The organism is Mucilaginibacter sp. P4_E8, from assembly GCF_056401495.1.
Window position 1 is genome coordinate 28,059 of sequence record NZ_JBFUJG010000021.1, and the last position, 23,506, is coordinate 51,564.

Here is a 23,506-nt window from a genome sequence, read left to right on the forward strand (position 1 = left end):
TTAGTTGATTTTATTTGATTTTTTCAACCATGCCGCTTGCTTTTTTTGATTTCGAAGATGCCTTTTCTGTTTTTTAGTAATCATTTTCCTTCGGTATTGATTGATTTTTATAGCTTCATTAATTAAGCCTTTAACCTTATTCTGAATGAAAGAAACAGTAAAACCCATTTATAAGCACTCCGAAATAACCGGTAAAATTATTGGTTGTGCCATGAAGGTACATAGTGAACTGGGCAATGGTTTTCAAGAGATAATTTACCAACGAGCATTGGCCATTGAAATGCAAAAGCAAAATTTAATATTTAATCGTGAACTGGAAATGGCCATATATTATGATGGAATTGATATCGGCAAAAGACGTGTTGACTTTTTGGTTTCCGATATCGTGATGGTAGAAATTAAGGCAGCATCAAAATTAGACGACGCGCACCTGGCCCAGGTATTAAATTATCTGGAAGCTTACAAATTAGAAACGGGACTACTTTTAAACTTTGGCTCAAAAAGCCTGGAGTTTAAACGCATCACTAACGAGCACAAATTAGCCAAACAACAAAGCAAAAACTCTCAATAAATCATTAACTACTTACAAAGCATCAACTTAAACAAAATAATCCATGGTCAAGAATCACTAACGCCTTAGCAAAGCAATCATTACCCACCCGCAAAGCATCAGCGAAATCAACGCAATCAAAACAATCTGCGGTCCATGTAGCTCTGCAGCAATATCACCGCTGATATGGTATCAACCAGTTCCTTATTTTGCCGGTTTTTTTTGTTCATGCCACTTTGGGCAATGGTGGCCGATGCCATTTTTGAGGTAAATCGCTCGTCGAGCATTTCAATGGGAATCTCCGGGAACGTTTTTTTGAGCAGGCCAACAAAGCCTTTTACATGTATGGCCGATTGTGATGGGGTATTGTCCATCTGCTTGGGTTCGCCAACAATAAAGCGTTCAACCTGTTCGGTTTGCAGGTACTTTTTCAGGTAATCAACAATATATTGGGGGTGTATGGTATCCAACCCGGTAGCTATGATCTGCAACGGATCGGTAACCGCAATGCCTATGCGCTTGGTACCATAATCAAAAGCCATAATTCGGGCCATGTGTAGTTTTTAGTTGTGAGTGGTAAGAATGGTTTTGAGTTCAAAAGCAAATTTATAGGATGATTCAACTCCGGGCCCAAGACTCAGTACTTATTATTATGTTAATTATTTGGTAAAAATAGCCCTTTTATGAGTACTAATATTAACTCAATACTTATTACTCAAAACTATTTCACTATTTTGCACCAAATGCAGTTTAAGAACATAGTAGGACAAGCAGCGATAAAGCAACGGTTGGTTAACTCGGTGAAAGAGAACCGGGTAAGTCATGCACAGTTGTTTTTAGGTCCCGAAGGATCTGGGAGCCTGGCACTTGCTGTTGCTTATGCTCAGTATCTGTCATGCGAAGATAAGCAGACGGATGACTCTTGCGGTGTGTGTTCATCGTGTCGCAAGTATCAAAAACTGATGCACCCCGACCTGCATTTCTCGTACCCGTTTTTTGCCAAACATAAAGACGATACCGCGCTAACCTTTATTGAGCAATGGCGCGATGCTTTTATAAATAATCCTTACCTGAGTTTAGATACCTGGCGCGGATACCTCGATGCTGAAAACAAACAGGCCAACATCAACATTGCCGAGTGTCACCAGATCATTAAAAAACTAAGCTTCAAACCTTTTGAATCGGTTTATAAGATCCTGATCCTTTGGCTGCCCGAATATTTAGACAAGGAAGGAAACGCATTATTAAAGATTATTGAGGAGCCGCAGCCCAACACTTTATTCATATTAGTGGCACAAAATCAGGATCAGATATTGAACACTATCCTGTCGCGTACGCAGCTGATAAAAGTTCCGTGCCTCACTTATGAAGAAGTAAAGCAACACCTGCTTACCGAACATAACCAAACCGATGACGCCGCGGCCGAAATAGCGTACCTGAGCAATGGCAACCTAACCGAAGCCCTGACTATGTTGCAACAGGACAACAAAGGTTATCATAGCCTTTTTGTACAATGGCTGCGCCTTTGTTTTTCAAACAAAGGACTGGAGGTTTTGACATTTGTTGATCAGTTTGCCAAAATGGGCCGCGAAAACCAAAAAAACTTTTTACGCTACGGCATAAGCTTTATCCGCGAATGTTGTTTACTGATGGCAGGGGCGGGTAATTTGGTGCACCTGCCGGCAAAAGAGCTGGAAACAGCACAAAAAATGACCAACGTGCTTGATATTTCAAAAGCACAATATATAAGTGACGAGCTTGAAAAAGCGCATTATCATGTGGAGAGAAATGCAAATCCGAAAATTTTATTTTTAGATGTATCTTTACAGATTATAAAAATACTAAATTTAAAAACCATCCCTCAGGGGAGTCAATATATACCGAATTAATTATGGGATGTGGAAGTTGCTCAACAGGGGGCGGATGTTCACCTGCGGGCTGCAAAAGTAATGGCTCATGCCTTACTAATGGTTGCAGCAAATTAGATGTTTACGATTGGCTGTCACATATGGACATGCCAACAAATTATAAGCCGTTTCCGGTTATTGAAGTGAAATTTAAAGGCTCACGAAAAGAGTTTTTTTTAAACAGCGAAAATATTTACCTGGAAGCCGGCGAACTGGTAGCCGTTGAAGCCACTACCGGTGGTTATGATATTGGTCACGTATCTATAACCGGCGAACTGGTGCGCATGCAAATGGTTAAACGCCATGTTAAAGAGGCCGATGTGGTTAAAAAAATATACCGCAAAGCTACCGTTGCCGATGTAGATAAGTGGAAAGCCGCCAAGGATATGGAATGGGAAACCATGCACAAATCGCGCAAGCTGGCCCTTGACCTTAACCTGAGCATGAAGCTGAGTGATGTGGATTACCAGGGCGATAAAACCAAAGCTACTTTTTATTATACGGCCGAAGGCCGCGTTGATTTCAGGGAACTGATCAAAAAAATGGCCGAAACCTTCCGCATCCGTATCGAGATGAGGCAGATAGGTATGAGGCAGGAAGCCAGCCGTTTGGGTGGTATAGGTTCATGCGGTCGCGAGCTGTGCTGCTCTACCTGGTTAACTGATTTTAAAACGGTGTCGACCTCGGCTGCCCGTTATCAAAACCTCTCTTTAAACACCCTAAAACTGGCCGGCCAATGCGGTAAGTTAAAGTGCTGCTTAAACTATGAGCTGGATACTTATATGGATGCCCTAAAATATATCCCTGATAATGTGAACGTACTTAAAACCGAAAAAGGTGATGCGCGTCTGCAAAAAACAGATATATTTAAAAAGATCATGTGGTTTAGTTATCCACGCGAAGAATCATGGGTTCCGTTGCCTATTAGCAAGGTAAAGGAAATTCAGCAGCAAAATAAAGATGGTGTTATCCCTGCTGATCTGGGTGAAATGGTGGAGGTAGAAAACCTGCCGGCAAAAGCACTTGATTATGAAAATGTGGTTGGTCAGGATAGCTTAACCAGGCTTGATGAGCGCAGCCGTAATAACAACAATAAAAAGAAGAACAATAACAAAAACCGTAATAAAAACCAAAAGCCCGGAGGTCCATCGGCCGAAAACCGTCCTGGCGGTCAGCCTAACCAGCCACGCCAGGGAGCTGCTTCCGCTACTGAAAAGCCGGCACAGGGCACCCCGGAAGGTAACAAACCCCAACAGGGAAACCGCCCGCAACAACCAGGTAACAGGCCACCGCAGGCGCAGGGTAATAGGCCGCCGCAGGAAAATAATAACAGGCGTAACAGGCCAAACCGCCCAAATCCAAATAACCCAAACAAAAACAATAACACCCCACCGGATACCCAGCAATAATGAAACGGGCTTTAAAATTCTTTTACCCTGCAGCATGTGTATTACTCATTATGCTGTTGGGTAGCTGTACCGATCCTAAGGCAGTTATAGATAATAATACGGCCATAGCCGATCATAACTGGTCGTACGTGAACAGGGCTAAGTTTGATTGCAAGATTGATGATGAAAGCGCCGCTTACAACCTGTACCTTAATTTGCGGGTAACAGATAATTATAAATACGCTAACCTGTTTGTACTGATCTACCAATCATCGGGCGGCGACAAAGCAAAAGTAACCCGCTACGAAGTAAAACTGGCCACTCATGATGGCCAATGGCTGGGCAAAGGATCGGGTAATTTATACAGCTACCAGGTGCCGTTTAAAACCGGTTATAAATTTCCGGCCAAAGGCAATTACCATTTCGAGATAGAGCAAAACATGCGCGATAACCCCCTGCATGAAGTAAGTGATGTTGGGTTGAGGGTGGAGAAAGTGAAGTAGATTTTGTTATCTTGTTCCTTTAAAACCAACCTTACATGAACCGCGAATATCCCATTTCTACAGGGTATAAATTTTTCTATTACATCATTGCTTTGGGGATGATTGCTTTTGTGTTATTTCTCTTTAGCCGTCCCAGTGATATTAATACTGCGCTTTTCATCATACTTTTTGTGACCGCATCCGTGGCTTTAGCTATCATGATAAACATGTTTAAAAGCAAGATAATCGTTTCGGAAAACAGTATTATACGTACCAACATTTTTAAAACCAAAGAGTTATACTTTACTGATATCAAAGGATTCAGAGCCGATTCAAAAATAATTACCCTGGAATCAGCTTCCGCTTCCATATCCAAAATGAAAATATTTAATTATGAGGAGTATGCTGACCATAAGGATTTGGAACTATGGATCAGGGATAAATTTAAGGATCTTGATAATATAGAATTCCAGGAAGATGTAGCAATTCTGTTAAACGATCCGAATATTGGTTTTACCGAAGCCGATCGTAAATCCCGGATCAGAAAAGCGAGGAATATTAGCATGATATATGGCGTCGGTCTAATAATTCCCGCAACAGGGATTTTCTTTTTCTTTGATATGAAGATATTGGATATAATAATGCTTATTTATCCGCTTTTAGCAATTCCAATTATGCTTACAAGCAATGGGTTGATCCGGTTTTATATAAAAAAGAACAGCCCTTTTTTACTACGTATATAACTGTTTACATTTCTTCTATAGCCTTGTTCATAAGGTCGGCGGATAATAACCACGTCATTCGTTTTTCTCCGCTCTTACTACCTTGTTTGACTATTGGTTTAGTATATTGTGTTTTTTTAAACTTTGCTGCACGGGGTAAGGTCGCCACTACCACGCAGCCCGCTAAAGTTGCGCTCTTTGTATTGATTCTGGCCGGATTGATCTTCGCTGCTGGCAGCAGCAGGACACTTAATTGCACCTTTGATAATTCGGCAGAACAACAATTTCAGGCAACCATATTAAATAGAAATATCACGCATAATAAAGGCGCTACTCATTATCATCTTACAATAAGCACCTGGGGATCGCAAACAAACGTGGAGAATATAACCGTTTCAGAAAGCACTTATAATAAGCATGCTGAAGGTTCGGCTATAGCCGTTTATCTAAAAAAGGGATTATTAAATACCCCCTGGTATTTTGTTTCCCAGTAACTATTGATACCGTAATATGCCCATTTGAAATTTTAACCTTGCGAGATGGAATAGCATAATGAGATTGCTGCGCTCGCAATAACATGTTGATTATTTTAATCCTCTTGTGATGTAACAGAGTAGCGTGACAAAACGCTTTAACTCGAGAGAATCTTATAATCCTACGAATCACGGTTCAGACAAAAGTATATACGGCAACCCTTTGAAATACTAAAAATATTATCATATTTTTGCTAATATTTTTATCAAAATGAATAATGATATTTTATTGATTGTATCACTGGCGATCCTGATCGTATCCGTTTTTTTATTTTTAAAAAAACCAAAGGCGATTGAGCTGATATCGGCAGAAGAGTTGAAAAAGCTTCGTATCGAGCATGACCTACTTAAAATATCCCTGGCTAAGGCCGAGGAAAAAGCTGATATTATTGCAAACGAAAAGGAAAACATCATTCAGCTTTTAAAGGACGAAAAAACGCGTCTGCTTGATGAATTATTATACGAGCGTACCCAGCTGGCCCAGGCTAATCAGTCGTTGGAAGGTTCGCGGGCTTACTATAAATCGCAGCAGGAAAAAGTGCAGGAGCAAAAGATAGAGATAGAGCAGATCCGGGTGCAATTTCAGCGGGAGTTTGAAAACGTGGCCGAAAAGCTGCTTAAAGAAAAATCAAAGGAATTTATTGATATAAACCGTAATAACCTCGACATGATCCTTAATCCGCTGAAAGAAGACCTAAAGGCATTTGAGGATAAGGTGGAGAAGGTTTACAACATGGAAGCTGCCGAGCGCAACACCCTGAAAGGTGTAATAACCCAGCTGATGGACCTTAATAAACAGATCAGTGACGAGGCGCAGAATTTAACCAAAGCCTTAAAAGGTGACAATAAAAAACAAGGCAACTGGGGTGAGGTGATCCTGGAGCGGGTGCTGGAACGCTCAGGACTGGTGCGCGATCAGGAGTACCGCATACAAGCCGCCATGCAAACTACCGATGGTGCCCGTTACCAACCTGACGTGATCATTGACCTGCCCGATGAAAAACACCTGGTGATCGACTCTAAAGTATCACTTATTGCTTATGAACGCCTGGTAAATGCCGATACGGAAGAAGACCGCAAGCTTTTTGCCAAGGCTCATATCGAATCTATCCGTAATCATATTGGCGGCCTGTCATCCAAAAAATATCATGATCTGTACAAAATCAATTCGCCCGATTTTGTGTTGCTTTTTGTGCCGATTGAATCATCATTCAGTATTGCTGTTCAGCTGGATGGCGAATTGTTTAATTATGCCTGGGACAAAAAAGTGGTAATTGTAAGTCCCTCCACGTTGCTGGCCACACTGCGCACCATTGCCAGCATGTGGAAACAGGAACGCCAAAACCGTAATGTATTGGAAATTGCCCGCCTCAGCGGCGATATGTATGATAAGTTTGTGGGTTTCCTGGGCGATATGGACAGCATCGGTAAGAATATAACTTATACCCAAAATGCCTATAACAGCGCAATCAATAAATTATCTGATGGTCGTGGAAATTTAACTACAACTGCCGAAAAAATTAAGAAGTTAGGTGCTAAAGCTGATAAGCAAATTGATCAGAAGTTTATTGGGGATGAGTGAGGACTAAATTATCAATATTTACGTCATGCCGAATTTATTTCGGCATCCCACAGGACAGGCTATATAAAATCATAATTCCAACTCGCTTTTTAAATCTTTCATTTCAGCGTTTACGGACTTAATTAAGTTAATTTTCCAATCCTGATGCCATCTTTTCAATTGCTTTTCGCGATCTATCGCATCAGTTATCCTTTCAAAATATTCGTAGTATACAATATCATGGAGCTTATATTTTTTAACAAATGCCGACCCTTCTCCATTTATATGCTGCCAAACCCTTGTACGCAAATCGCTGGTTACACCAATGTAGAAGGTTGTACGGTAAGTGTTTGACATGATATAAACATGGCCTTGCTTATAAAGCATATTGGTTAAAGTTATTTAGCCAATATAAATAATGTTGAATACTTTGCATGTGGGATGCCGAAATAAATTCGGCATGACAGATGGGATTCGTGTCCTAAATAAATAAAGGTCATCCTGAACTTGTTTCAGGATTCCACAGAACGGGTTCTCAACTTAGCATGTGGGATGCCGAAATAAATTCGGCATGACAAAAGCGCGTTGGTATTATTCCATTATCTCCGCCCTCTTTACACTAAACCAGGCATTAGCCGGTTTGGAAAAAAGGAATATCATGGCAATTATCTCCACAACTATTTCGGCAGCATATAATACCATGACCAGGCTGGTAAGTTTTTCCTTTTCACTGTTATTTATCAGCCGAATAATATTGGCTGTGAATAAAAGTAAATTGAATAATATCAGGACAAGCATTACTATCCTTGCCCATTTTTTTCCCTGATTAGTTGAGGATATAAAAAAGCTGATAAATAAAAAAGTAACTAAAAAAGGGACAACACCAATACCATCGAGCCAATCGGTGGTCATGGATAAAATAAAGGCTATGTATAGTAAAATAACCCCGTTAACTACCTGTTTAGGCTTATCGTTATTGTTATCCTGATTTGAGTTTAGCTTTTTAAAAAGAATGTTGAGCATTACTGTTCATTTTTTAAAAGCATTCCAGCCCTGTGCCTTTAAGGGGTGAGAGTTACCTGTCTTTGTGATGAGGTTACAGCCTGCTGAGGGCTCTGTTATATGACCTATAATGGTGATATCCATTTTAAACTTGATCTTGTCGTAGTCGGCTTGCTTAACGGTAAAAAGGAGTTCATAATCCTCGCCACCACTCAGTGCGCAAACGGTAGGGTCAAGGTTAAATTCGCGGGCCGTTTCATAGGTCATCGGATCAAGCGGAATTTTTTCTTCGTATAAATTACAGCCTTTATCACTTTGCTTACAAATATGCAATATCTCGGATGCCAAACCGTCTGATACATCGATCATAGCAGTAGGTTTTACATCAATGCTTTTTAGCAGTTCCACAATATCACGGCGCGATTCGGGCTTTAGTTGACGCTCAACTATATAATCTTTACCCTCCAGATCGGGCTGTATCTGTGGATTTTCCAGGTAGATCAACTTTTCGCGCTCGAGCAATTGCAAACCAACATAAGCACCACCCAAATCGCCGGATACACAGAGCAGGTCACCTTCGCCGGCGCCATTACGGTATACTACATCGGCTTCATCGGCATAACCGATAGAAGTTACACTGATCACCAGGCCTTGTTTTGATGAAGTAGTATCACCACCAACCAGGTCTACATTATATTTTTCGCAGGCAATATAAATGCCTTCGTATAGTTCTTCAATAGCTTCCAAAGGGAACTTACTCGACATACCTATAGAAACAGTAACCTGCGACGCGGTACCGTTCATGGCATAAATATCGCTCAGGTTTACCTGTATAGCTTTATAGCCCAAATGTTTTAAAGGGGTATAGGCCAGGTCGAAATGGATGCCTTCCAGCAGCATATCGGTACTTACTAAAACTTTTTTACCGGTAAAATCAAGTACAGCTGCATCATCGCCAACACCTTTTACGGTACTTTCCTGTGTTAGCTTTATATTTTTTGTCAGATGGTTTATTAAGCCAAATTCGCCTAAGTCCTCTAAATTTGTCCTATCCTGATTTTCAAACATTTTCCTTTATAAAAAATTAATTCGCAAAAATACGAAACCTAAAGTCAATTTCGGGCCGTCGCAAAAAAACGCTTGATGCCTACCGCCGAAGGCGGGAAATTTTTAAGAATTTTGGCCCTTTACTGAGCTTGTTTCAAAATATTTATAGCGCCACCGCAAAATGCATCATATCCGCCTTTGGCGGAAAAATTTTTTGAGATTTTAGGATCTACTATATATAGCGAGTCATGCCGAACTTGTTTCGGCATCCCATAAGCAAGGTTTAAAACATGTTGGCAGCCTTTTCTGTGAGATGCCGAAACAAGTTCGGCATGACTTTATCCGTTTATTATTTTTTTACAATCCCAACCTTGCTGATATCTCCAGCATACGTTCAATTGGTTTTACAGCACGTTCAATAATATGCTGTGGCACTGTTATTTCTGGCGATCCATTTTTTAAACACAGATATAATTTTTCCAGTGTGTTGCGTTTCATGTGCGGGCAATCATTACAGGCACAATTATTATTTGGCGGCGCCGGGATAAACACTTTGTCAGGGTTTTCCTTTTGCATCTGGTACAGTATACCAGCCTCAGTAGCTACAATAAATTCCTTATCCGGATGGCTGCCTGCATACTTCAGGATCCCCGTTGTTGAGCCAATATAATCGGCCATTTGCAGTATCACTTCCTCGCATTCAGGGTGGGCCAGTAGCTTAGCTCCGGGATGTCTTTCCTTCAGTTTGGTGATCTTTTCCCTTGAGAAAATTTCATGAACCATACAGGCTCCGTTCCATAATACCAAGTCGCGTCCTGTTTTTTTAGCCACATAAGCACCCAGGTTTTTATCTGGTCCAAATATGATCTTTTGATCTTTTGGCAAGCTCTCAACAATGGCTATGGCGTTACTTGATGTACAAACAATATCGCTTAAAGCTTTCAGTTCGGCCGTACAGTTTACATAGGTGATCACCAGGTGATCGGGATAGTTTTCCTTAAATTTTTTAAACAAATGAGGCGGACAACTATCTGCTAATGAGCAACCTGCCTTTAAGTCGGGTAATAAAACTTTTTTGTTGGGTGATAGTATCTTGGCAGTTTCGGCCATGAAGTGTACCCCGGCGAAAACGATAATATCGGCGTCAGTTTTAGCGGCTTGTTGCGATAGCCCAAGGCTGTCGCCAATATAATCTGCAATATCCTGAATATCGGGTTCCTGGTAGTAATGGGCCAAAATAACTGCATTTTTTTCCTTTTTAAGTTTTTCAATTTCATCAAAAAGATCCAGTGTGGGGTCGATGTATTCGTCCACAAATCCTTTCACATTTATTTCTTCGAAGGTATCCATTTCAACAATTCAATTAATAACAACTATTTTTTATATAAATAAAACTATTGTTTATTGGTGTGTTAGTTATGTGCAAAAATCGGTATAATTTTTCTGGGATAAATTAGTTTTCACTTTTTATCAACAGTTATCAACATGTTTTGATAGTATATTCTATTGATTTTGTGATTCGTATGACAATCAAATTTATTTTAAGAAAGTTTTATGTTAATAGTTTTCGGGTTGGTAAAATGTTAGCTATATGACTTTATCACCTCAAAAGTCGCTTAAAAATTATTCATATTAGCAGGAAAAATAGGAGTTATCAACGCTTTCACTATTTGTTAGCTATTTGTTTACATAAAATTAACACCTTTTATACCTGTTATTAACACAAGTAGTACTTTTACACAATATACACATATAATATGACCAAAACTGTTGATTTTCTGGTGGTGGGATCGGGCATAGCCGGCCTGAGTTTTGCACTTAAAGCTGCAAAGCATGGTAAGGTTCTGATAGTTACAAAATCAAACGAAGACGAATCAAACACTAAGTACGCCCAGGGTGGTGTAGCGGTGGTTGTGGATAAAAAAGAAGATTCTTTTGAAAAACATATCGAAGACACATTAATATCGGGGGATGGTCTTTGTGACCGTGAAGTTGTAGAAGCCGTTGTTAAAGAAGGTCCGGAACGGATTAATGAGATTATTGATTACGGAACCAATTTTGACAAGACCAATGAAGGTTTTTATGACCTTGCCAAAGAGGGTGGACATTCCGAATTCAGGGTGTTGCATTATAAAGATGTAACCGGTTTAGAAATTGAACGTTCATTGTTAGAAGAGATTCATAAAAACCCGAACATTGAGATATTAACACATTATTTTGCGGTTGATCTGATCACACAACATCATTTGGGCCAGCTGGTGGGTAAATCAAGTACGGATATTACCTGTTATGGTATTTATGCTTTCAACACAGAAAGTAATGTGGTGGAGAAAATACTATCAAAAGTTACGGTAATGGCTTCGGGTGGTGCAGGGCATATATATTCCATTACTACTAATCCTACTATTGCTACGGGTGATGGTATTGCTATGGTTTACCGGGCAAAAGGTAAGGTAAGAAATATGGAATTTATACAGTTCCATCCAACCGCGCTATATAATCCGGGTGAGTATCCTTCTTTTTTGATATCTGAAGCTGTGCGCGGTTTTGGTGGAATATTAAAACGTACCACGGGTGAAGAATTTATGCAGGAATATGATCCCCGTAAATCATTAGCCCCCCGTGATATTACTGCCCGGGCTATTGATGCCGAGATAAAAAAATCGGGCGAGGATTTTGTTTACCTTGACATCAGGCACCGGAGTAAAAAAGATATTTTAAATCACTTTCCTAATATATACGCTAAATGCCTGGAGATAGGTATTGATATGACTAAGGACATGATACCTGTTGCTCCTGCTTGTCATTATATGTGTGGCGGTGTTATGGTTGATCATGTAGGTCAATCATCTATATTAAGGTTATATGCCTGCGGCGAATGTTCTTCAACAGGTTTACACGGAGCTAACAGGCTGGCTTCCAATTCATTATTAGAAGCATTGGTTTTTGCGCACCGTATATATGAAGATGCTATCAGCAAGTTTGAAAATTTTGTGATCCCTGAAAATATTCCGGATTGGGATGAGAAGGGCGTACAACTGTCAAATGAGGATATCCTGGTGACCCACAACGTACGCGAAATGCAGAAACTGATGAATGACTACGTGGGTATTGTACGTTCAGATTTCAGGCTGGAAAGGGCCATGCGAAGGTTAGGTTTGTTATATGAGGAAACAGAATCTTTTTATAAAAAAACAAAGCTATCCGTAAAGCTTTGCGAACTGCGTAATTTAATACAAGTATCTTTTATTGTAGTAAAATCGGCTATGTTACGTAAGGAAAGCAGGGGATTACATTATACTACGGATTATCCGGTACATGCAGAAAAGGTAGAGGATACGGTATTTTAAAATGAAAAAATACATGCGTCATTGCGAGGCATGAAGCAATCTCTATACTATACAGAGCAAATTAAAAAGTTAAATATTTTATAGTCGACTTGCCTATGTAGAGATTGCTTCGTACCTCGCAATGACGCGTGTGGAAAGATAAAATGAGCGGAAAACGGGATTCGAACCCGCGGCCTTCAGTTTGGGAAACTGATGCTCTACCAGCTGAGCTATTTCCGCTTATTTGTATCCAAACATAATTAAAAATTCAATAATCCAATCATTCAATAACTCAATAATTAAATATATGCCTGTTATACTGCCTGTTAAAGATAAAAGCCCTATTTGGGGTGACGATTGTTTTATTGCACCCAATGCTACCATAGTAGGCGATGTAGTCATGGGAAAAAATTGTTCAGTATGGTTTAACGCGGTGATCCGTGGGGATGTGCATTATATAAAGATAGGGGATAATACCAATATACAGGATGGAGCTGTGATACATGCCACTTATTTAAAAGCAGCAACCAATATAGGCAGCAATGTATCTATTGGCCATAATGCCCTGGTACACGGCTGTACGCTGCATGATCATACACTAATAGGCATGGGTTCTATTGTGATGGATCATGCTGTAGTAAATGAGTTTGTTATCATAGCCGCCGGAGCAGTGGTATTGGAGAATACCATTTGCGAATCGGGCTATCTGTATGCAGGTATTCCAGCAAAAAAAATAAAACCATTAACCGAAGAGCAGAGAGCTATGCTTAAACAGCTGCCAAATAACTATATCATGTACTCGGGCTGGTTTAAGGAGTAATAGGCTCCTTGGGTACCGTTATAGCTTCTTCGGCCTCCCAGTTTGGCCTTAAAGCTATTACTTTATCACTTACCCATATATTTTCGGGTTGTCGTTTTTGGCGTACGTTACCGCTATCCCACCGGCCATTCCGGTTTTCGTCGTATATAACCCTTATTAAATATTTACCCGTTAAATAACCATTATAAACTACAGACGTACTACTTCTTATAGGATTACTTTGTAGTACAACTTTTTGTTCGTTCAACAGTTCAACAACATAAGCCTTTGAAGTATCAGGAGGGACAGTAACTTTTACAGTAAGACTGCTATAATTTTCAGTTTTGTCAACCTGAAATCTTTTTGATGGTAATCTTTTATTTTTATCACCATATATGGAAGTAAACGCACTTTCATTTAAAATGAGCTCATACTTACTGCCTTGCCGCCATCTGTATTTTAGTGCAAACTTTTTAAAATTGCCCGTATCTTTCTGTAAGGTATAATCACTAACGGCTACAGCTATAGAGTCTTCATTTAAAGTTACACGTGAATTATCAAAATTTTCGATGGGTAAGCTCGCTGTTAATATCAAATCATTACCGGGTTTAAGTAAGTTGTTTCCATTTATATTGTATTGAAAGTTAAGCGTACGCTGAAAACTTTCTTTTTTTGCTTTTAAAAGAGAAGTTGTATCAACCGGCTTATTATTATCAAAAACAACAACCCTTACCGAGTCAAAATTCATGTTGTGTAAATAAACAGACGCTGTATCTTTTGTTTTACTAAACTCCACCTGTTTTTGCTTGTTAAGGTCTGCGGGGTAAATAATCTTCATGGAAGGATTATTCAGGGCTTTGTTAAAAACAAAAAGCATCTTACCATCCGTGTCAAATCTTTTTTCAGAAAACCTGAATTTTTCAGGAAGCTGTTTAAATAAATTAAGCTGAATATTTGTGGTATCTGATTTAAGGTGGATGGGGTTCTTCAGAAAAGCAATAAGCTCCTGGTCATTATCAAATATTTTATTGGGTGATGCTTCTTTCAATGCATATATGCGGTAGTCGTTCTCATGTAAATTGTTCAGACTAAAATTTCCGGACGAATCTGTAGTGGCATAAACGCTTGGTTTCTTTTTACCAAAAAGAGTATCCTGTTTTATCGGAAAAAGCATAACGGTTACATCTTTTTCTTTTTCCTGCGTTAGGGTATTGGTAACACTGCCGGTTATACTTAATGAATCGATGTGTGGGCCCGTCGAAAAAACGTAGGTGAAATTTTTGAGCACATTACTTTCGTTCACGTCTTGTATAGACTTGCCAAAGTTTATAACGTAGGTAGTATTTTTTTGAAGGGTGTCTTTAAATTTTATTTTAAGATCCCTTTTGTTCGAATTGTATTCTGGTGCTTTTTCCATCGCCGGGCTCATGCTTATCTCCTGGTACTGGTTGGTCAGTTTTATAAACTCGTCAAATTGCAGGTCAATTTCTTTAGCGGCGAAATTTCGGGTCTTGTTGGCCGGTACCGCCTTCACCAATTTGGGAGGGGTAAGGTCGCGGGGGCCTCCCTGGGGTGGTTGTTGAGCTGCGCAGCCAAAAAGCACTAAAATCGGAATTAAATAGAGTAAAAAATTGTAATAATTGACCTGTTTTTTATTTAACATGGTTTTTAGGCGATATAATCGATTTTTATATTTTTATGAACCGTAATATTAAAAATTCAAAATAATTGATTTAAAACGATATTTTGTAACGTATTTATTATCAATAAGTTATATATCATCTGGAGACGTGTACCATTAAAACTGAAATATCAGACGGCGAAACTCCCGAAATGCGGGATGCCTGACCTAAAGTGCGTGGTTTTATCTTCATCAATTTTTCGCGTGCTTCTTTTGAAAGTGATACCAGTGTATGATAATCGAATTCCGGGTTTATTTCACGGTCTTCCATTTTCTTCATCCGGTCAACAATTTCCAATTCTTTTATAAAGTAACTCTCATATTTGATTTTTATTTCAGCCTGCTCAATAGTTTCTTTATCATAGGCTGATAATAATTCGGCCAATGGTTCATCCGCTTTTTTCAGATCGTTAAAACCAATCTGCGGGCGGCTTAATAAATTAAAGAGTTTAGCATTTTGTGATAGGGGACTTGTGCCGAGTTCATCAAGTAAGGCATTAACATTTGATGGATCGATAGATTTGCTTTTAGTGTAAGCAACAATATCATCCGAGTTTTTAACCTTTTGTTTTACTTTTTCTAACCGTTCGTCATTGATCAAACCAAGCTCATGACCCATTGGGCTTAGTCTGATATCAGCATTGTCCTGGCGTAATAACAGGCGGTGTTCGGCTCTGGAAGTGAACATGCGGTACGGTTCTTCGGTACCTTTTGTTACCAGGTCATCAATCAACACACCAATGTACGACTCTGATCTTTTCAGGATCAGTTCATGTTTATCATTGATTTTTTGATGCGCGTTTATCCCTGCAATAAAGCCTTGTGATGCTGCTTCCTCATAACCGGTAGTACCATTGATCTGTCCGGCGAAGTATAAGTTGCTGATCAATTTTGTTTCTAAAGTTAAACCAAGCTGGGTAGGTGGGAAGTAATCATACTCTATAGCATAACCCGGGCGGAACATTTTGGCCGTTTCAAAACCAGGTATTTTGGTAAGTGCTTTGTATTGTACATCCTCGGGCAGGGAGGTTGAGAAACCATTTACATAGATCTCTACAGTATTCAATCCTTCCGGTTCCACAAATATTTGGTGACGTTCGCGCTCGGCAAAACGGTTTATTTTGTCCTCGATGGATGGGCAATAACGCGGGCCTAATCCTTTGATACGCCCGGTAAACATGGGCGATTTTTCAAAGCCTTCTTTTAGGGTTTCATGTACATCGGTATTGGTATAAGTGATCCAGCAGCAGCGTTGCTCTTTCATTAATTCTACATCTGTAAAAGAAAATCTGCCACGTTCTTCATCACCCCATTGCTCTTCCATGAGGCTGTAATTTAGGCTGCGACCATCCACGCGGGGAGGGGTTCCGGTCTTCATTCTGCCAGAGTCAAAACCTAAAGTGATTAGCTGTTCGGTTAGTCCGGTTGCTGCTTTTTCACCAGATCGGCCACCACCAAATTTCTTTTCACCTATATGTATCACACCATTTAAAAACGTGCCATTGGTAAGTACTACAGCGTCTGCTTCTATCTCTACACCTATAGATGTACGTACACCTGCAATAGTATTATTCTTTACTAATAAGGATGTAACGGTGTCCTGCCAGAAGTCTACATTAGGGGTTCTTTCCAGTGCCAAACGCCATTCTTCTGCAAAACGCATACGGTCGCTTTGCGCCCTTGGGCTCCACATAGCAGGTCCTTTTGAGCGATTAAGCATCCTAAATTGCAGCGAAGTTTTGTCGGTAATAATACCTGAGTATCCTCCCAATGCGTCTATCTCGCGCACTATTTGTCCTTTGGCAACACCGCCCATAGCAGGGTTACAACTCATCTGTGCAATAACCCCCATATTCATGGTGATCAGCAAAACAGACGAACCCAGGTTGGCAGCGGCAGCAGCAGCTTCACAGCCGGCATGTCCTGCACCTACAACTATTACATTATATTTCCTAAACATTTTCACCTCCATGTTCCACGTGGAACGCTATTATCTTTCTATTAAATGCGCTTAGTTAAACGCATAAATACTATTCTAATTGTACCTATGTTCCACGTGGAACATAGCGGTTTTAGCTTAAATCAAGCCATTTCAAGTGTAGAATCTTTATTCGATTTATATTCATGTTCCACGTGGAACATGAATGTTCTTTCTTAAAATACGCCCTATAGAACGCACAAAATTATTCAATCTATACTGATGTTCCACGTGGAACCCTGAATAATGATATAAAAGCTACAATCCCCCATATAGCTTCTAATACCACAAAAGGGTAGAAACTAATCAGGTAGGAAGAGTAGCAGCAAGTAGCTGCACCAATAAAATTCATAAGCTTGTAGGCCTTACTTTCAGCAGATAATTTGTTAAATAAATTTAGCAAAAAAGCTATCAAAAGAATAATTACACCTACAGAAGCAATGATATCTGATGCCTTCATATTAGGATTCTTTTAGCTCAGTTAACTCCATCCAACGTGCGCTTTTAGCATCCAGCTTTTTGTTCAGATCATCTATCTGGTTTATTATTTCATTCAGCTTTGCAGGCTCAATTCCTACCGCGTTTAACTGATCTGTTTTGGCTTTTATCTGATTTTCTATCTCTATGATCTCAGCTTCGGTTGTTTCCAGCTCTTTAGCTTCTTTAAAGCTAAGTTTGCTTTTTTTAGGAGCAGGAGCAGCGGTTTGCACAATAGGAGTACCCTTTTTGTTTTGCTGTTTGGCTTCTTCAAGCTCCAGGCGATACGATGAGTAGTTTCCGTTATAGATCCTCACATTGCCGCCGTCTTCCATAATAAAAAGTTGATCGGTTAACTTGTCCAGTAAATACCTATCGTGCGATACCATCATCAATACACCGCCATAATTGGTTAAAAACTCTTCCAATACATTCAGGGTATCAATATCAAGGTCATTGGTGGGCTCATCCAGTATCAGGAAGTTAGGATTCTTCATCAGGATGCTCATTAATTGCAACCGTTTCTTTTCGCCACCGCTCAATTTAGATATAAAACCATATTGTTTAGCAGGTGGAAATAAGAACAGTGTAAGCAGGGCAGAGGCCGAGATCAGTTTGCCATCGGCCATAGTGATAAACTCCGCTACGTTTTTTACAATATCAATTACACGCTCATCTTCCTTAAAAGTAATACCCGACTGGTGAAAATAGCCAATCACGGTAGTTTCACCTTTATCAATAACGCCTTTATCTGGCTGTAGGCCTCCGGTGATCAGGTTAAGCAGGGTTGATTTACCACTTCCGTTTTTACCGGCTAAGCCAATGCGGTCGCCTTTTTTAAATACATAGCTAAAATTATTGATGAATGTGCGATCATTGAACCCCTTATAAAGGTGGTTCATCTCCATGATCTTGTTTCCCTGGCGCGCAGTTTTTACGCTCAGTTCTACTTTTTCACGAATACCACCGCTTTTGGTCTTTTCTTCCAGGTCATAAAATGCGTCAATGCGTGCTTTTGACTTGGTGCCCCGGGCTTGTGGCTGACGGCGCATCCATTCCAGCTCTTTGCGCAGCAGGTTGCTGTTTTTTTGAAACGACGCCTCGTCGGCTGCATCACGCTCGGCTTTCTTCTCCAGGTAATAACCATAGCTACCATTATAGGGTACTATCTTACCGCGGTCAATCTCCAATATCTCATTACAAACGTTATCCAGGAAATACCTGTCGTGCGTAACCATCAGTATGGTCTTGTTGCCGTCGGTCAGTAATTTTTCCAGCCACTCAATGGTATCAATGTCCAGGTGGTTGGTAGGCTCATCTAAAATATAAATATCAGGGTCTTCAATAAGCAGCTTAGCCAGGGCCAAACGTTTCTTTTGCCCACCCGATAGGGTATTGATCTTTTGGTTCAGGTGGTGGATGTCTAACCGGCCTAAGATGGTTTTGATCTTATACTCGTATTCCCATGCATCTACATCGCTCATCTCCTCCATCACTTTTTCAATGGCTTTGGCATTGTCGGGCTCGTTCTCTAAAAGTTCCTCATACTTGCGTATCAGTTGCTGCTGTACATCATCGGCATGAAAAATATAATCGCTGATGGTTACGGCATTTTTAAAGTGAGGGTCCTGTTCCAGGTAACCCATGTTGAGGTCGCGACTTTGAACCACCTTGCCTTCAGTAGGTTTTAGGTGGCCGGCTAATAATTTTAATAAKGTAGATTTACCCGCTCCATTAACGCCAACCAATGCAACCCTGCGGCCACGGTTGATGCCGATGGTAATGTTTTTAAAAAGCCAGTTGTCATGAAATTGATGGCCAAGATTCTCGGCAGAAATGTAAGTGCTCACGATAGTTGTTTTATTTTATCAGACTCATATATAAATAAGCCCGTATCATTTTTTATTGATTGTTTGTACATGGCAGTAGCCACCGTTGCCGCCGGTATGCTTTTGTATTTTTTTAACCCTCCAAATAACAAAGGATCTATTATTTTAAATAGTACGATTATTAATTTTTCGGTTATTCGTTTTTCCTGCCTGTCGCCTGTCAAAAACGACGGACGGTAGGTATGCATTGCCGGAAAGCCAACCTGCTGCAGATCGGCCTCTGTTTCACCCTTCGTTTTAAGATAAAAAGCAGACGAAGCAGCGTTAGCGCCTATCGAAGAAACCAGATGGTACTGTTTAATACCGTTTTTATGCGCTAATTGCCCCAGTTGCAGGGGATAATCATGGTCAATTTGACGGTAAACAGCCAAATCGGGCGTTTTACTTTTGGTTGTCCCCAGGCAACAAAAAATAGCATGACCAGTTAACTGGTCTGCATACGCCTCCAGCCGGGTAAAATCCACCACCAACTGAGTCAATTTAGGATGCTGTGTTGATAATTCTTTTCTAACCAGAATTAAAACTTCATCATAAAAAGGCTGTTGGAGTAAAATATCCAGTAATTTACTGCCAATTAGTCCGCTTGAACCTGCAATAATAGCTTTATTTGCCATTGTGCGCTTCTTTTTTGCAAAAGTACGCATAAATAAATTGTGGAATAAAAATTGTATGTTTAAACATATAAATAGGAGAACATCATGAAATCAATATTTTATCCCGAAAACGAACGTGGAAAAAATGATATCGGCTGGTTAAAAGCAAACTTTTCATTCAGCTTTGCATCGTATTATGACCCTAATAAGGTAAATTTTGGTGTATTAAGGGTATTAAACGATGATACTATAGCAGGAGGCAAGGGTTTTGGTACTCACCCGCATGATAATATGGAGATCATTACCATACCGCTTGAAGGTGGTTTGGAACATAAAGACAGTATGGGGAATACCGGGGTGATCAATGCCGGCGAGGTGCAGGTTATGTCGGCCGGTACAGGTGTTTACCACTCAGAGTATAATGCATCGGCTACTAAAGACGCTAAAACCCTGCAGATATGGCTTTTCCCTAAAGAAAGGAACATACAGCCACGGTATGATCAAAAGAGCTTTAAAGACGTTTTAAAGCTGAACCAGCTTACTACTTTGATATCGCCTGTAAAAAGCAATGATACTTTATGGCTTAATCAGGATGCCACCTTTAGCATGGGCGATTTTGAAGCTGGACAGCAGGTAAACTACGATATAAAGACCTCTGGAAATGGTGCTTATGTATTTGTTATTGAAGGCTCTGTTAAAATAAACAGTACGGTTTTAAACAAAAGAGATGCTATGGGTGTTTATGATACAAGTTCATTTATAATTGAACCCGAAGTACTTTCCCGTTTCCTGATCATTGATATACCAATGTCATAAACCTGCAAACCGAAACCTAAAGGTTAATTTTTCTTGAACTGCAAAATAAACAGGTAAAACAAAGTTTTACCTGACAATTAGTTGTGTAACTTATGGCAGAACAAGCAATTACCGGATGGAGGAGGTGGATGGAAGGCATTGGGGAACAATGCATTTTCTTTACCAGGTTTTTCAGAAATATATTTGCCGGCGGTTTTGAATGGTCGGAATTTGTGCGGCAATGTTATGAGATTGGCTATCGTTCCATGATGCTGGTGGGTATAACCTCCTTTATCATGGGACTGGTTTTAATTGTACAGCTCAGGCCATCCCTGGTAGATCTTGGCGCCGCCAGTATGCTGCCCAAAACACTTGCTGTATCCTTTATCCGCGAAATAGGGCCTGTTATTACTGCCATTATATGCGCCGGCAAAATATCCTCGGGCATAGGGGCCGAACTGGGCAGTATGAAGGTTACCGAGCAGATAGATGCCATGGAGGTATCAGGAGCCAACCCGCTGCAATATCTTGTTGTTACGCGTATTTTGGCAACCAGTATCATGGTACCCCTTTTGGCCATTATTGGCGACGTTATAGGGCTGTTTGGTGGCTTCCTGGCCCTAAATATTACAGATAACATCAGCCTTCCTCTTTATTTTAATAAATGTATTGCCTCCCTTGATTATTCAGACTTTTTACCGGCTGTGGTTAAAACCGTGTTCTTTGGCTTTGCGATAGGTTTTGTGGGCTGCTATAAAGGATATCACTCCAATAAAGGAACTGAAAGCGTAGGGATAGCCGCCAATTCGGCTGTGGTAACCGCATCCCTGTGGATATTTGTTATTGATGCCATAGCTGTTCAGATCACCAGTTTGTTATTTTATAAATAAGATGAAGACAACAGACGAAAATATCGATACTAAAAATCCGGCTTCAACTAAAAAGGATGAGGTGGTTATACATGCCAAAGGTGTAAAGAAGGGTTTTATTGATAAAGATGTGCTGAAGAGTATCACCTTCGACCTGAAAAGGGGGGAGAATATGGTGGTTATGGGTAAATCAGGCTCTGGTAAATCAGTAACTATACAGTGTATAGTAGGGATGCTTAAGCCAGATGGTGGCGTATTGACCGTTTTAGGTGAAAATGTAGCCGAAATGAATGATGACGAGTTGAAACAATTGCGGATGAAAATCGGCTTTTTGTTTCAGAGCGGGGCTTTGTATGATTCCATGACCGTACGGGAGAATTTGGAATTTCCATTAACCAGGGTGCTGATGCTTAAAGATCAGCAGGATATAGATAAACGCGTGGAAGAGGTTCTGGATGGCGTTGGCCTGCTTGATTCCATAGATAAATTACCTTCAGATCTATCTGGCGGGATGCGTAAAAGGGTGGGGCTTGCCCGCACCCTCATCGTAAAGCCCGAGATTATGCTTTATGATGAGCCAACTACCGGTCTTGACCCTATCACATCCAGGGAAATCAGCGAACTGATACTCCACATGCAAAAAAAATACAAAACATCATCTGTCATCATAACCCACGATATGGAATGTGCCCGGATAACGGCCGATCGCATTGTAATAATAGATGATGGAGAATTTATAGCCGAAGGTTCCTATAAAGAGCTGCAAAAATCGGATAACAAAATTGTAAAATCATTTTTTAGCGAAACGATATGAAAACCACATCATCACAAAAAATAAAAATTGGCCTGTTTACCTTTGCGGGCTTAGCAGTATTGGTGCTGGGTATATTTTTTATAGGCAATAAAAAAGGGTTGTTTAACTCCACTTTTAACCTGTACGGCACGTTTAATAATGTAAGCGGTTTACAGGTAGGCAATAACGTGCGCTTTGCCGGTATTAACGTAGGTGTAGTACAGTCCATTAACATCGTGACAGACAGTTCGGTAAGGGTTGACCTGACGCTGAACAATAATGTAAGGAAATTCATCAAAACCGACGCAAAACTCAGCATAGGCAGCGATGGGTTGATGGGCGATAAGCTGGTAGTAATTGCCCCCGGCGGTATAAAAAGCCATGACGAGGTACAGCCCGGAGGCCGGCTTGGATCCATTAACCCGGTTGATGTAGATAAGATAATAACCAAACTTACCCGCGTTGCCGATAACGCTGAAATATTAACCACTGATTTGTCGCAGATTGTAGGTAAGATAAATGGCGGAAAAGGAACCATTGGACGTTTATTGAATGATGATAAGATGGTGAAAGACCTGGAGGGTACTGTAAGACAAGCCCAAACCACCATGAAAAATGTTCACCGGACTACCAATACCCTAAATGAGGACCTTACAGCCGCGCAGCATAACTTTTTGCTAAGAGGTTTCTTTAACAAAAAGAAAAAAGCTGCCAAAGCCAAACAGGATTCCATTAAAAAGGTACAGGAGCAAGTACAGAAAGGGAAGGAAAAGGCTGCCAAAGCCAAACAGGATTCTATTAAAAAGGTACAGGAACAAGCACAGAAAGACAAGGAAAAGGCTGCGAAGGATAAGGGGGGTAATTAATTATATCATTGAGAAGGGCCTGTCATACTGAGTTATCAAAACCAGCAGTATCTAAAGGTTAAATGACGGGAGAAGCGAAGGGCTGTGCGATTCCCCTCTTGAGAGGTGTGGAGGTGTGTGTCCTTTTCATCGCACGTATAAACACACCCTCGATTCCTACGCCCCCCTCTCAAGAGGGGAACTAAAAACAAACACATCATGGGTAGCTTGTTGAAGCATCGGGCGCAGAGAGGGGCCCACCATAC

The 23,506-nt window shown here is 40.4% G+C and carries 23 protein-coding genes and 1 tRNA gene; 13 read left to right on the top strand and 11 right to left on the bottom strand.

What is annotated here, in order from left to right; genetic code table 11:
- Positions 1-145 precede the first annotated feature (145 nt).
- A complete protein-coding gene (locus AC1DRQ_RS11315) occupies positions 146-571 on the top strand; it encodes a GxxExxY protein (protein ID WP_477424422.1) in 426 nt (141 codons plus the stop codon).
- Between the two features lie 116 nt (positions 572-687).
- Here the strand turns inward: AC1DRQ_RS11315 and ruvX are convergent, their stop codons facing one another.
- A complete protein-coding gene (gene ruvX / locus AC1DRQ_RS11320; protein ID WP_477424423.1) occupies positions 688-1,104 on the bottom strand; it encodes a Holliday junction resolvase RuvX in 417 nt (138 codons plus the stop codon).
- A 129-nt stretch (positions 1,105-1,233) separates the two neighbouring features.
- Here ruvX and AC1DRQ_RS11325 point away from each other — a divergent pair, with 129 nt between their 5' ends.
- The 6 genes from AC1DRQ_RS11325 (at position 1,234) to AC1DRQ_RS11350 (ending at position 7,164) form a co-directional block, all read left to right on the top strand.
- Entirely contained in the window at positions 1,234-2,439 is a 1,206-nt protein-coding gene (locus tag AC1DRQ_RS11325) for a DNA polymerase III subunit (RefSeq protein WP_477424425.1), read from the top strand.
- A 2-nt stretch (positions 2,440-2,441) separates the two neighbouring features.
- Positions 2,442-3,866, top strand: coding sequence for a regulatory iron-sulfur-containing complex subunit RicT (gene ricT, locus AC1DRQ_RS11330; protein WP_477424427.1), 1,425 nt, complete (start codon positions 2,442-2,444; stop codon positions 3,864-3,866).
- Positions 3,866-4,348: a gliding motility lipoprotein GldH gene (locus AC1DRQ_RS11335; protein WP_477424429.1), complete on the top strand. Its 483-nt coding sequence runs from the start codon at positions 3,866-3,868 to the stop codon at positions 4,346-4,348. Before ricT ends, AC1DRQ_RS11335 begins: the two co-directional genes overlap by 1 nt.
- 35 nt (positions 4,349-4,383) lie before the next feature.
- Positions 4,384-5,070 carry a hypothetical protein gene (locus AC1DRQ_RS11340; RefSeq protein ID WP_477424431.1) on the top strand — a complete coding sequence of 229 codons (687 nt, stop codon included), beginning with the start codon at positions 4,384-4,386 and terminating at the stop codon, positions 5,068-5,070.
- Between the two features lie 86 nt (positions 5,071-5,156).
- On the top strand, positions 5,157-5,543 hold the full coding sequence (locus tag AC1DRQ_RS11345) for a hypothetical protein (protein WP_477424433.1): 387 nt from the start codon (positions 5,157-5,159) through the stop codon (positions 5,541-5,543).
- A gap of 250 nt (positions 5,544-5,793) precedes the next feature.
- On the top strand, positions 5,794-7,164 hold the full coding sequence (locus tag AC1DRQ_RS11350) for a DNA recombination protein RmuC (RefSeq protein WP_477424434.1): 1,371 nt from the start codon (positions 5,794-5,796) through the stop codon (positions 7,162-7,164).
- A 69-nt stretch (positions 7,165-7,233) separates the two neighbouring features.
- Here the strand turns inward: AC1DRQ_RS11350 and AC1DRQ_RS11355 are convergent, their stop codons facing one another.
- From AC1DRQ_RS11355 to nadA, 4 genes are all read right to left on the bottom strand, one after another.
- Entirely contained in the window at positions 7,234-7,530 is a 297-nt protein-coding gene (locus tag AC1DRQ_RS11355) for a GIY-YIG nuclease family protein (protein WP_429400555.1), read from the bottom strand.
- A 204-nt stretch (positions 7,531-7,734) separates the two neighbouring features.
- A complete protein-coding gene (locus AC1DRQ_RS11360; protein WP_477424435.1) occupies positions 7,735-8,166 on the bottom strand; it encodes a hypothetical protein in 432 nt (143 codons plus the stop codon).
- A 6-nt stretch (positions 8,167-8,172) separates the two neighbouring features.
- Positions 8,173-9,213, bottom strand: coding sequence for a thiamine-phosphate kinase (gene thiL / locus AC1DRQ_RS11365; protein WP_477424437.1), 1,041 nt, complete (start codon positions 9,211-9,213; stop codon positions 8,173-8,175).
- A gap of 336 nt (positions 9,214-9,549) precedes the next feature.
- Positions 9,550-10,542 (bottom strand): quinolinate synthase NadA, encoded by a 993-nt coding sequence (gene nadA, locus AC1DRQ_RS11370; RefSeq protein WP_477424438.1) that lies wholly within the window; start codon positions 10,540-10,542, stop codon positions 9,550-9,552.
- A 407-nt stretch (positions 10,543-10,949) separates the two neighbouring features.
- Between nadA and nadB the strand changes: the two genes are divergently transcribed.
- Positions 10,950-12,542, top strand: coding sequence for an L-aspartate oxidase (gene nadB / locus AC1DRQ_RS11375; protein ID WP_477424440.1), 1,593 nt, complete (start codon positions 10,950-10,952; stop codon positions 12,540-12,542).
- Positions 12,543-12,688: 146 nt separating this feature from the next.
- Here nadB and AC1DRQ_RS11380 read toward each other — a convergent pair.
- Positions 12,689-12,761: transfer RNA gene (locus AC1DRQ_RS11380), tRNA-Gly, on the bottom strand.
- Positions 12,762-12,828: 67 nt separating this feature from the next.
- Here AC1DRQ_RS11380 and AC1DRQ_RS11385 point away from each other — a divergent pair.
- Positions 12,829-13,341 carry a gamma carbonic anhydrase family protein gene (locus tag AC1DRQ_RS11385; RefSeq protein ID WP_477424441.1) on the top strand — a complete coding sequence of 171 codons (513 nt, stop codon included), beginning with the start codon at positions 12,829-12,831 and terminating at the stop codon, positions 13,339-13,341.
- Here the strand turns inward: AC1DRQ_RS11385 and AC1DRQ_RS11390 are convergent.
- The 5 genes from AC1DRQ_RS11390 to AC1DRQ_RS11410 all read right to left on the bottom strand — a co-directional run bounded on the left by AC1DRQ_RS11390 (position 13,331) and on the right by AC1DRQ_RS11410 (position 19,959).
- The gene (locus AC1DRQ_RS11390; protein ID WP_477424442.1) at positions 13,331-14,983 is read right to left on the bottom strand and encodes an Ig-like domain-containing domain; all 1,653 of its coding nucleotides are present in this window, start codon (positions 14,981-14,983) and stop codon (positions 13,331-13,333) included. The genes AC1DRQ_RS11385 and AC1DRQ_RS11390 overlap by 11 nt on opposite strands.
- Before the next feature lie 115 nt (positions 14,984-15,098).
- Positions 15,099-16,961, bottom strand: coding sequence for a tRNA uridine-5-carboxymethylaminomethyl(34) synthesis enzyme MnmG (mnmG, locus tag AC1DRQ_RS11395; protein WP_477424444.1), 1,863 nt, complete (start codon positions 16,959-16,961; stop codon positions 15,099-15,101).
- 232 nt (positions 16,962-17,193) lie between these two features.
- Complete coding sequence (locus tag AC1DRQ_RS11400) at positions 17,194-17,439, bottom strand: CBU_0592 family membrane protein (protein WP_429400563.1); 246 nt, start codon at positions 17,437-17,439, stop codon at positions 17,194-17,196.
- Position 17,440: 1 nt separating this feature from the next.
- Positions 17,441-19,306, bottom strand: coding sequence for an ABC-F family ATP-binding cassette domain-containing protein (locus AC1DRQ_RS11405; RefSeq protein WP_477424447.1), 1,866 nt, complete (start codon positions 19,304-19,306; stop codon positions 17,441-17,443).
- Positions 19,303-19,959: an oxidoreductase gene (locus AC1DRQ_RS11410; RefSeq protein ID WP_477424448.1), complete on the bottom strand. Its 657-nt coding sequence runs from the start codon at positions 19,957-19,959 to the stop codon at positions 19,303-19,305. The genes AC1DRQ_RS11405 and AC1DRQ_RS11410 overlap by 4 nt, the downstream gene beginning before the upstream one ends.
- An 84-nt stretch (positions 19,960-20,043) precedes the next feature.
- Here AC1DRQ_RS11410 and AC1DRQ_RS11415 point away from each other — a divergent pair, with 84 nt between their 5' ends.
- From AC1DRQ_RS11415 to AC1DRQ_RS11430, 4 genes are all read left to right on the top strand, one after another.
- The gene (locus AC1DRQ_RS11415) at positions 20,044-20,754 is read left to right on the top strand and encodes a pirin family protein (protein ID WP_429400566.1); all 711 of its coding nucleotides are present in this window, start codon (positions 20,044-20,046) and stop codon (positions 20,752-20,754) included.
- A 92-nt stretch (positions 20,755-20,846) separates the two neighbouring features.
- Positions 20,847-21,623 carry an MlaE family ABC transporter permease gene (locus AC1DRQ_RS11420; RefSeq protein ID WP_429400567.1) on the top strand — a complete coding sequence of 259 codons (777 nt, stop codon included), beginning with the start codon at positions 20,847-20,849 and terminating at the stop codon, positions 21,621-21,623.
- Between the two features lies 1 nt (position 21,624).
- Entirely contained in the window at positions 21,625-22,416 is a 792-nt protein-coding gene (locus AC1DRQ_RS11425; protein WP_477424450.1) for an ABC transporter ATP-binding protein, read from the top strand.
- Positions 22,413-23,261, top strand: a complete 849-nt coding sequence (locus tag AC1DRQ_RS11430; RefSeq protein ID WP_477424452.1) for an MlaD family protein — start codon at positions 22,413-22,415, stop codon at positions 23,259-23,261. Before AC1DRQ_RS11425 ends, AC1DRQ_RS11430 begins: the two co-directional genes overlap by 4 nt.
- Positions 23,262-23,506 lie beyond the last annotated feature (245 nt).

Coding starts and splice junctions, on each gene's coding strand:
- AC1DRQ_RS11325 (WP_477424425.1), top strand. CDS start 1,234: ATGAGTACTAATATTAACTCAATACTTATTACTCAAAACTATTTCACT.
- AC1DRQ_RS11410 (WP_477424448.1), bottom strand. CDS start 19,959: ATGGCAAATAAAGCTATTATTGCAGGTTCAAGCGGACTAATTGGCAGT.
- nadB (WP_477424440.1), top strand. CDS start 10,950: ATGACCAAAACTGTTGATTTTCTGGTGGTGGGATCGGGCATAGCCGGC.
- AC1DRQ_RS11335 (WP_477424429.1), top strand. CDS start 3,866: ATGAAACGGGCTTTAAAATTCTTTTACCCTGCAGCATGTGTATTACTC.
- AC1DRQ_RS11340 (WP_477424431.1), top strand. CDS start 4,384: ATGAACCGCGAATATCCCATTTCTACAGGGTATAAATTTTTCTATTAC.
- AC1DRQ_RS11415 (WP_429400566.1), top strand. CDS start 20,044: ATGAAATCAATATTTTATCCCGAAAACGAACGTGGAAAAAATGATATC.
- thiL (WP_477424437.1), bottom strand. CDS start 9,213: ATGTTTGAAAATCAGGATAGGACAAATTTAGAGGACTTAGGCGAATTT.
- AC1DRQ_RS11425 (WP_477424450.1), top strand. CDS start 21,625: ATGAAGACAACAGACGAAAATATCGATACTAAAAATCCGGCTTCAACT.
- AC1DRQ_RS11420 (WP_429400567.1), top strand. CDS start 20,847: ATGGCAGAACAAGCAATTACCGGATGGAGGAGGTGGATGGAAGGCATT.
- ricT (WP_477424427.1), top strand. CDS start 2,442: ATGGGATGTGGAAGTTGCTCAACAGGGGGCGGATGTTCACCTGCGGGC.
- mnmG (WP_477424444.1), bottom strand. CDS start 16,961: ATGTTTAGGAAATATAATGTAATAGTTGTAGGTGCAGGACATGCCGGC.
- AC1DRQ_RS11355 (WP_429400555.1), bottom strand. CDS start 7,530: ATGCTTTATAAGCAAGGCCATGTTTATATCATGTCAAACACTTACCGT.
- AC1DRQ_RS11385 (WP_477424441.1), top strand. CDS start 12,829: ATGCCTGTTATACTGCCTGTTAAAGATAAAAGCCCTATTTGGGGTGAC.
- AC1DRQ_RS11390 (WP_477424442.1), bottom strand. CDS start 14,983: ATGTTAAATAAAAAACAGGTCAATTATTACAATTTTTTACTCTATTTA.
- AC1DRQ_RS11360 (WP_477424435.1), bottom strand. CDS start 8,166: ATGCTCAACATTCTTTTTAAAAAGCTAAACTCAAATCAGGATAACAAT.
- nadA (WP_477424438.1), bottom strand. CDS start 10,542: ATGGATACCTTCGAAGAAATAAATGTGAAAGGATTTGTGGACGAATAC.
- ruvX (WP_477424423.1), bottom strand. CDS start 1,104: ATGGCCCGAATTATGGCTTTTGATTATGGTACCAAGCGCATAGGCATT.
- AC1DRQ_RS11315 (WP_477424422.1), top strand. CDS start 146: ATGAAAGAAACAGTAAAACCCATTTATAAGCACTCCGAAATAACCGGT.
- AC1DRQ_RS11430 (WP_477424452.1), top strand. CDS start 22,413: ATGAAAACCACATCATCACAAAAAATAAAAATTGGCCTGTTTACCTTT.
- AC1DRQ_RS11350 (WP_477424434.1), top strand. CDS start 5,794: ATGAATAATGATATTTTATTGATTGTATCACTGGCGATCCTGATCGTA.
- AC1DRQ_RS11400 (WP_429400563.1), bottom strand. CDS start 17,439: ATGAAGGCATCAGATATCATTGCTTCTGTAGGTGTAATTATTCTTTTG.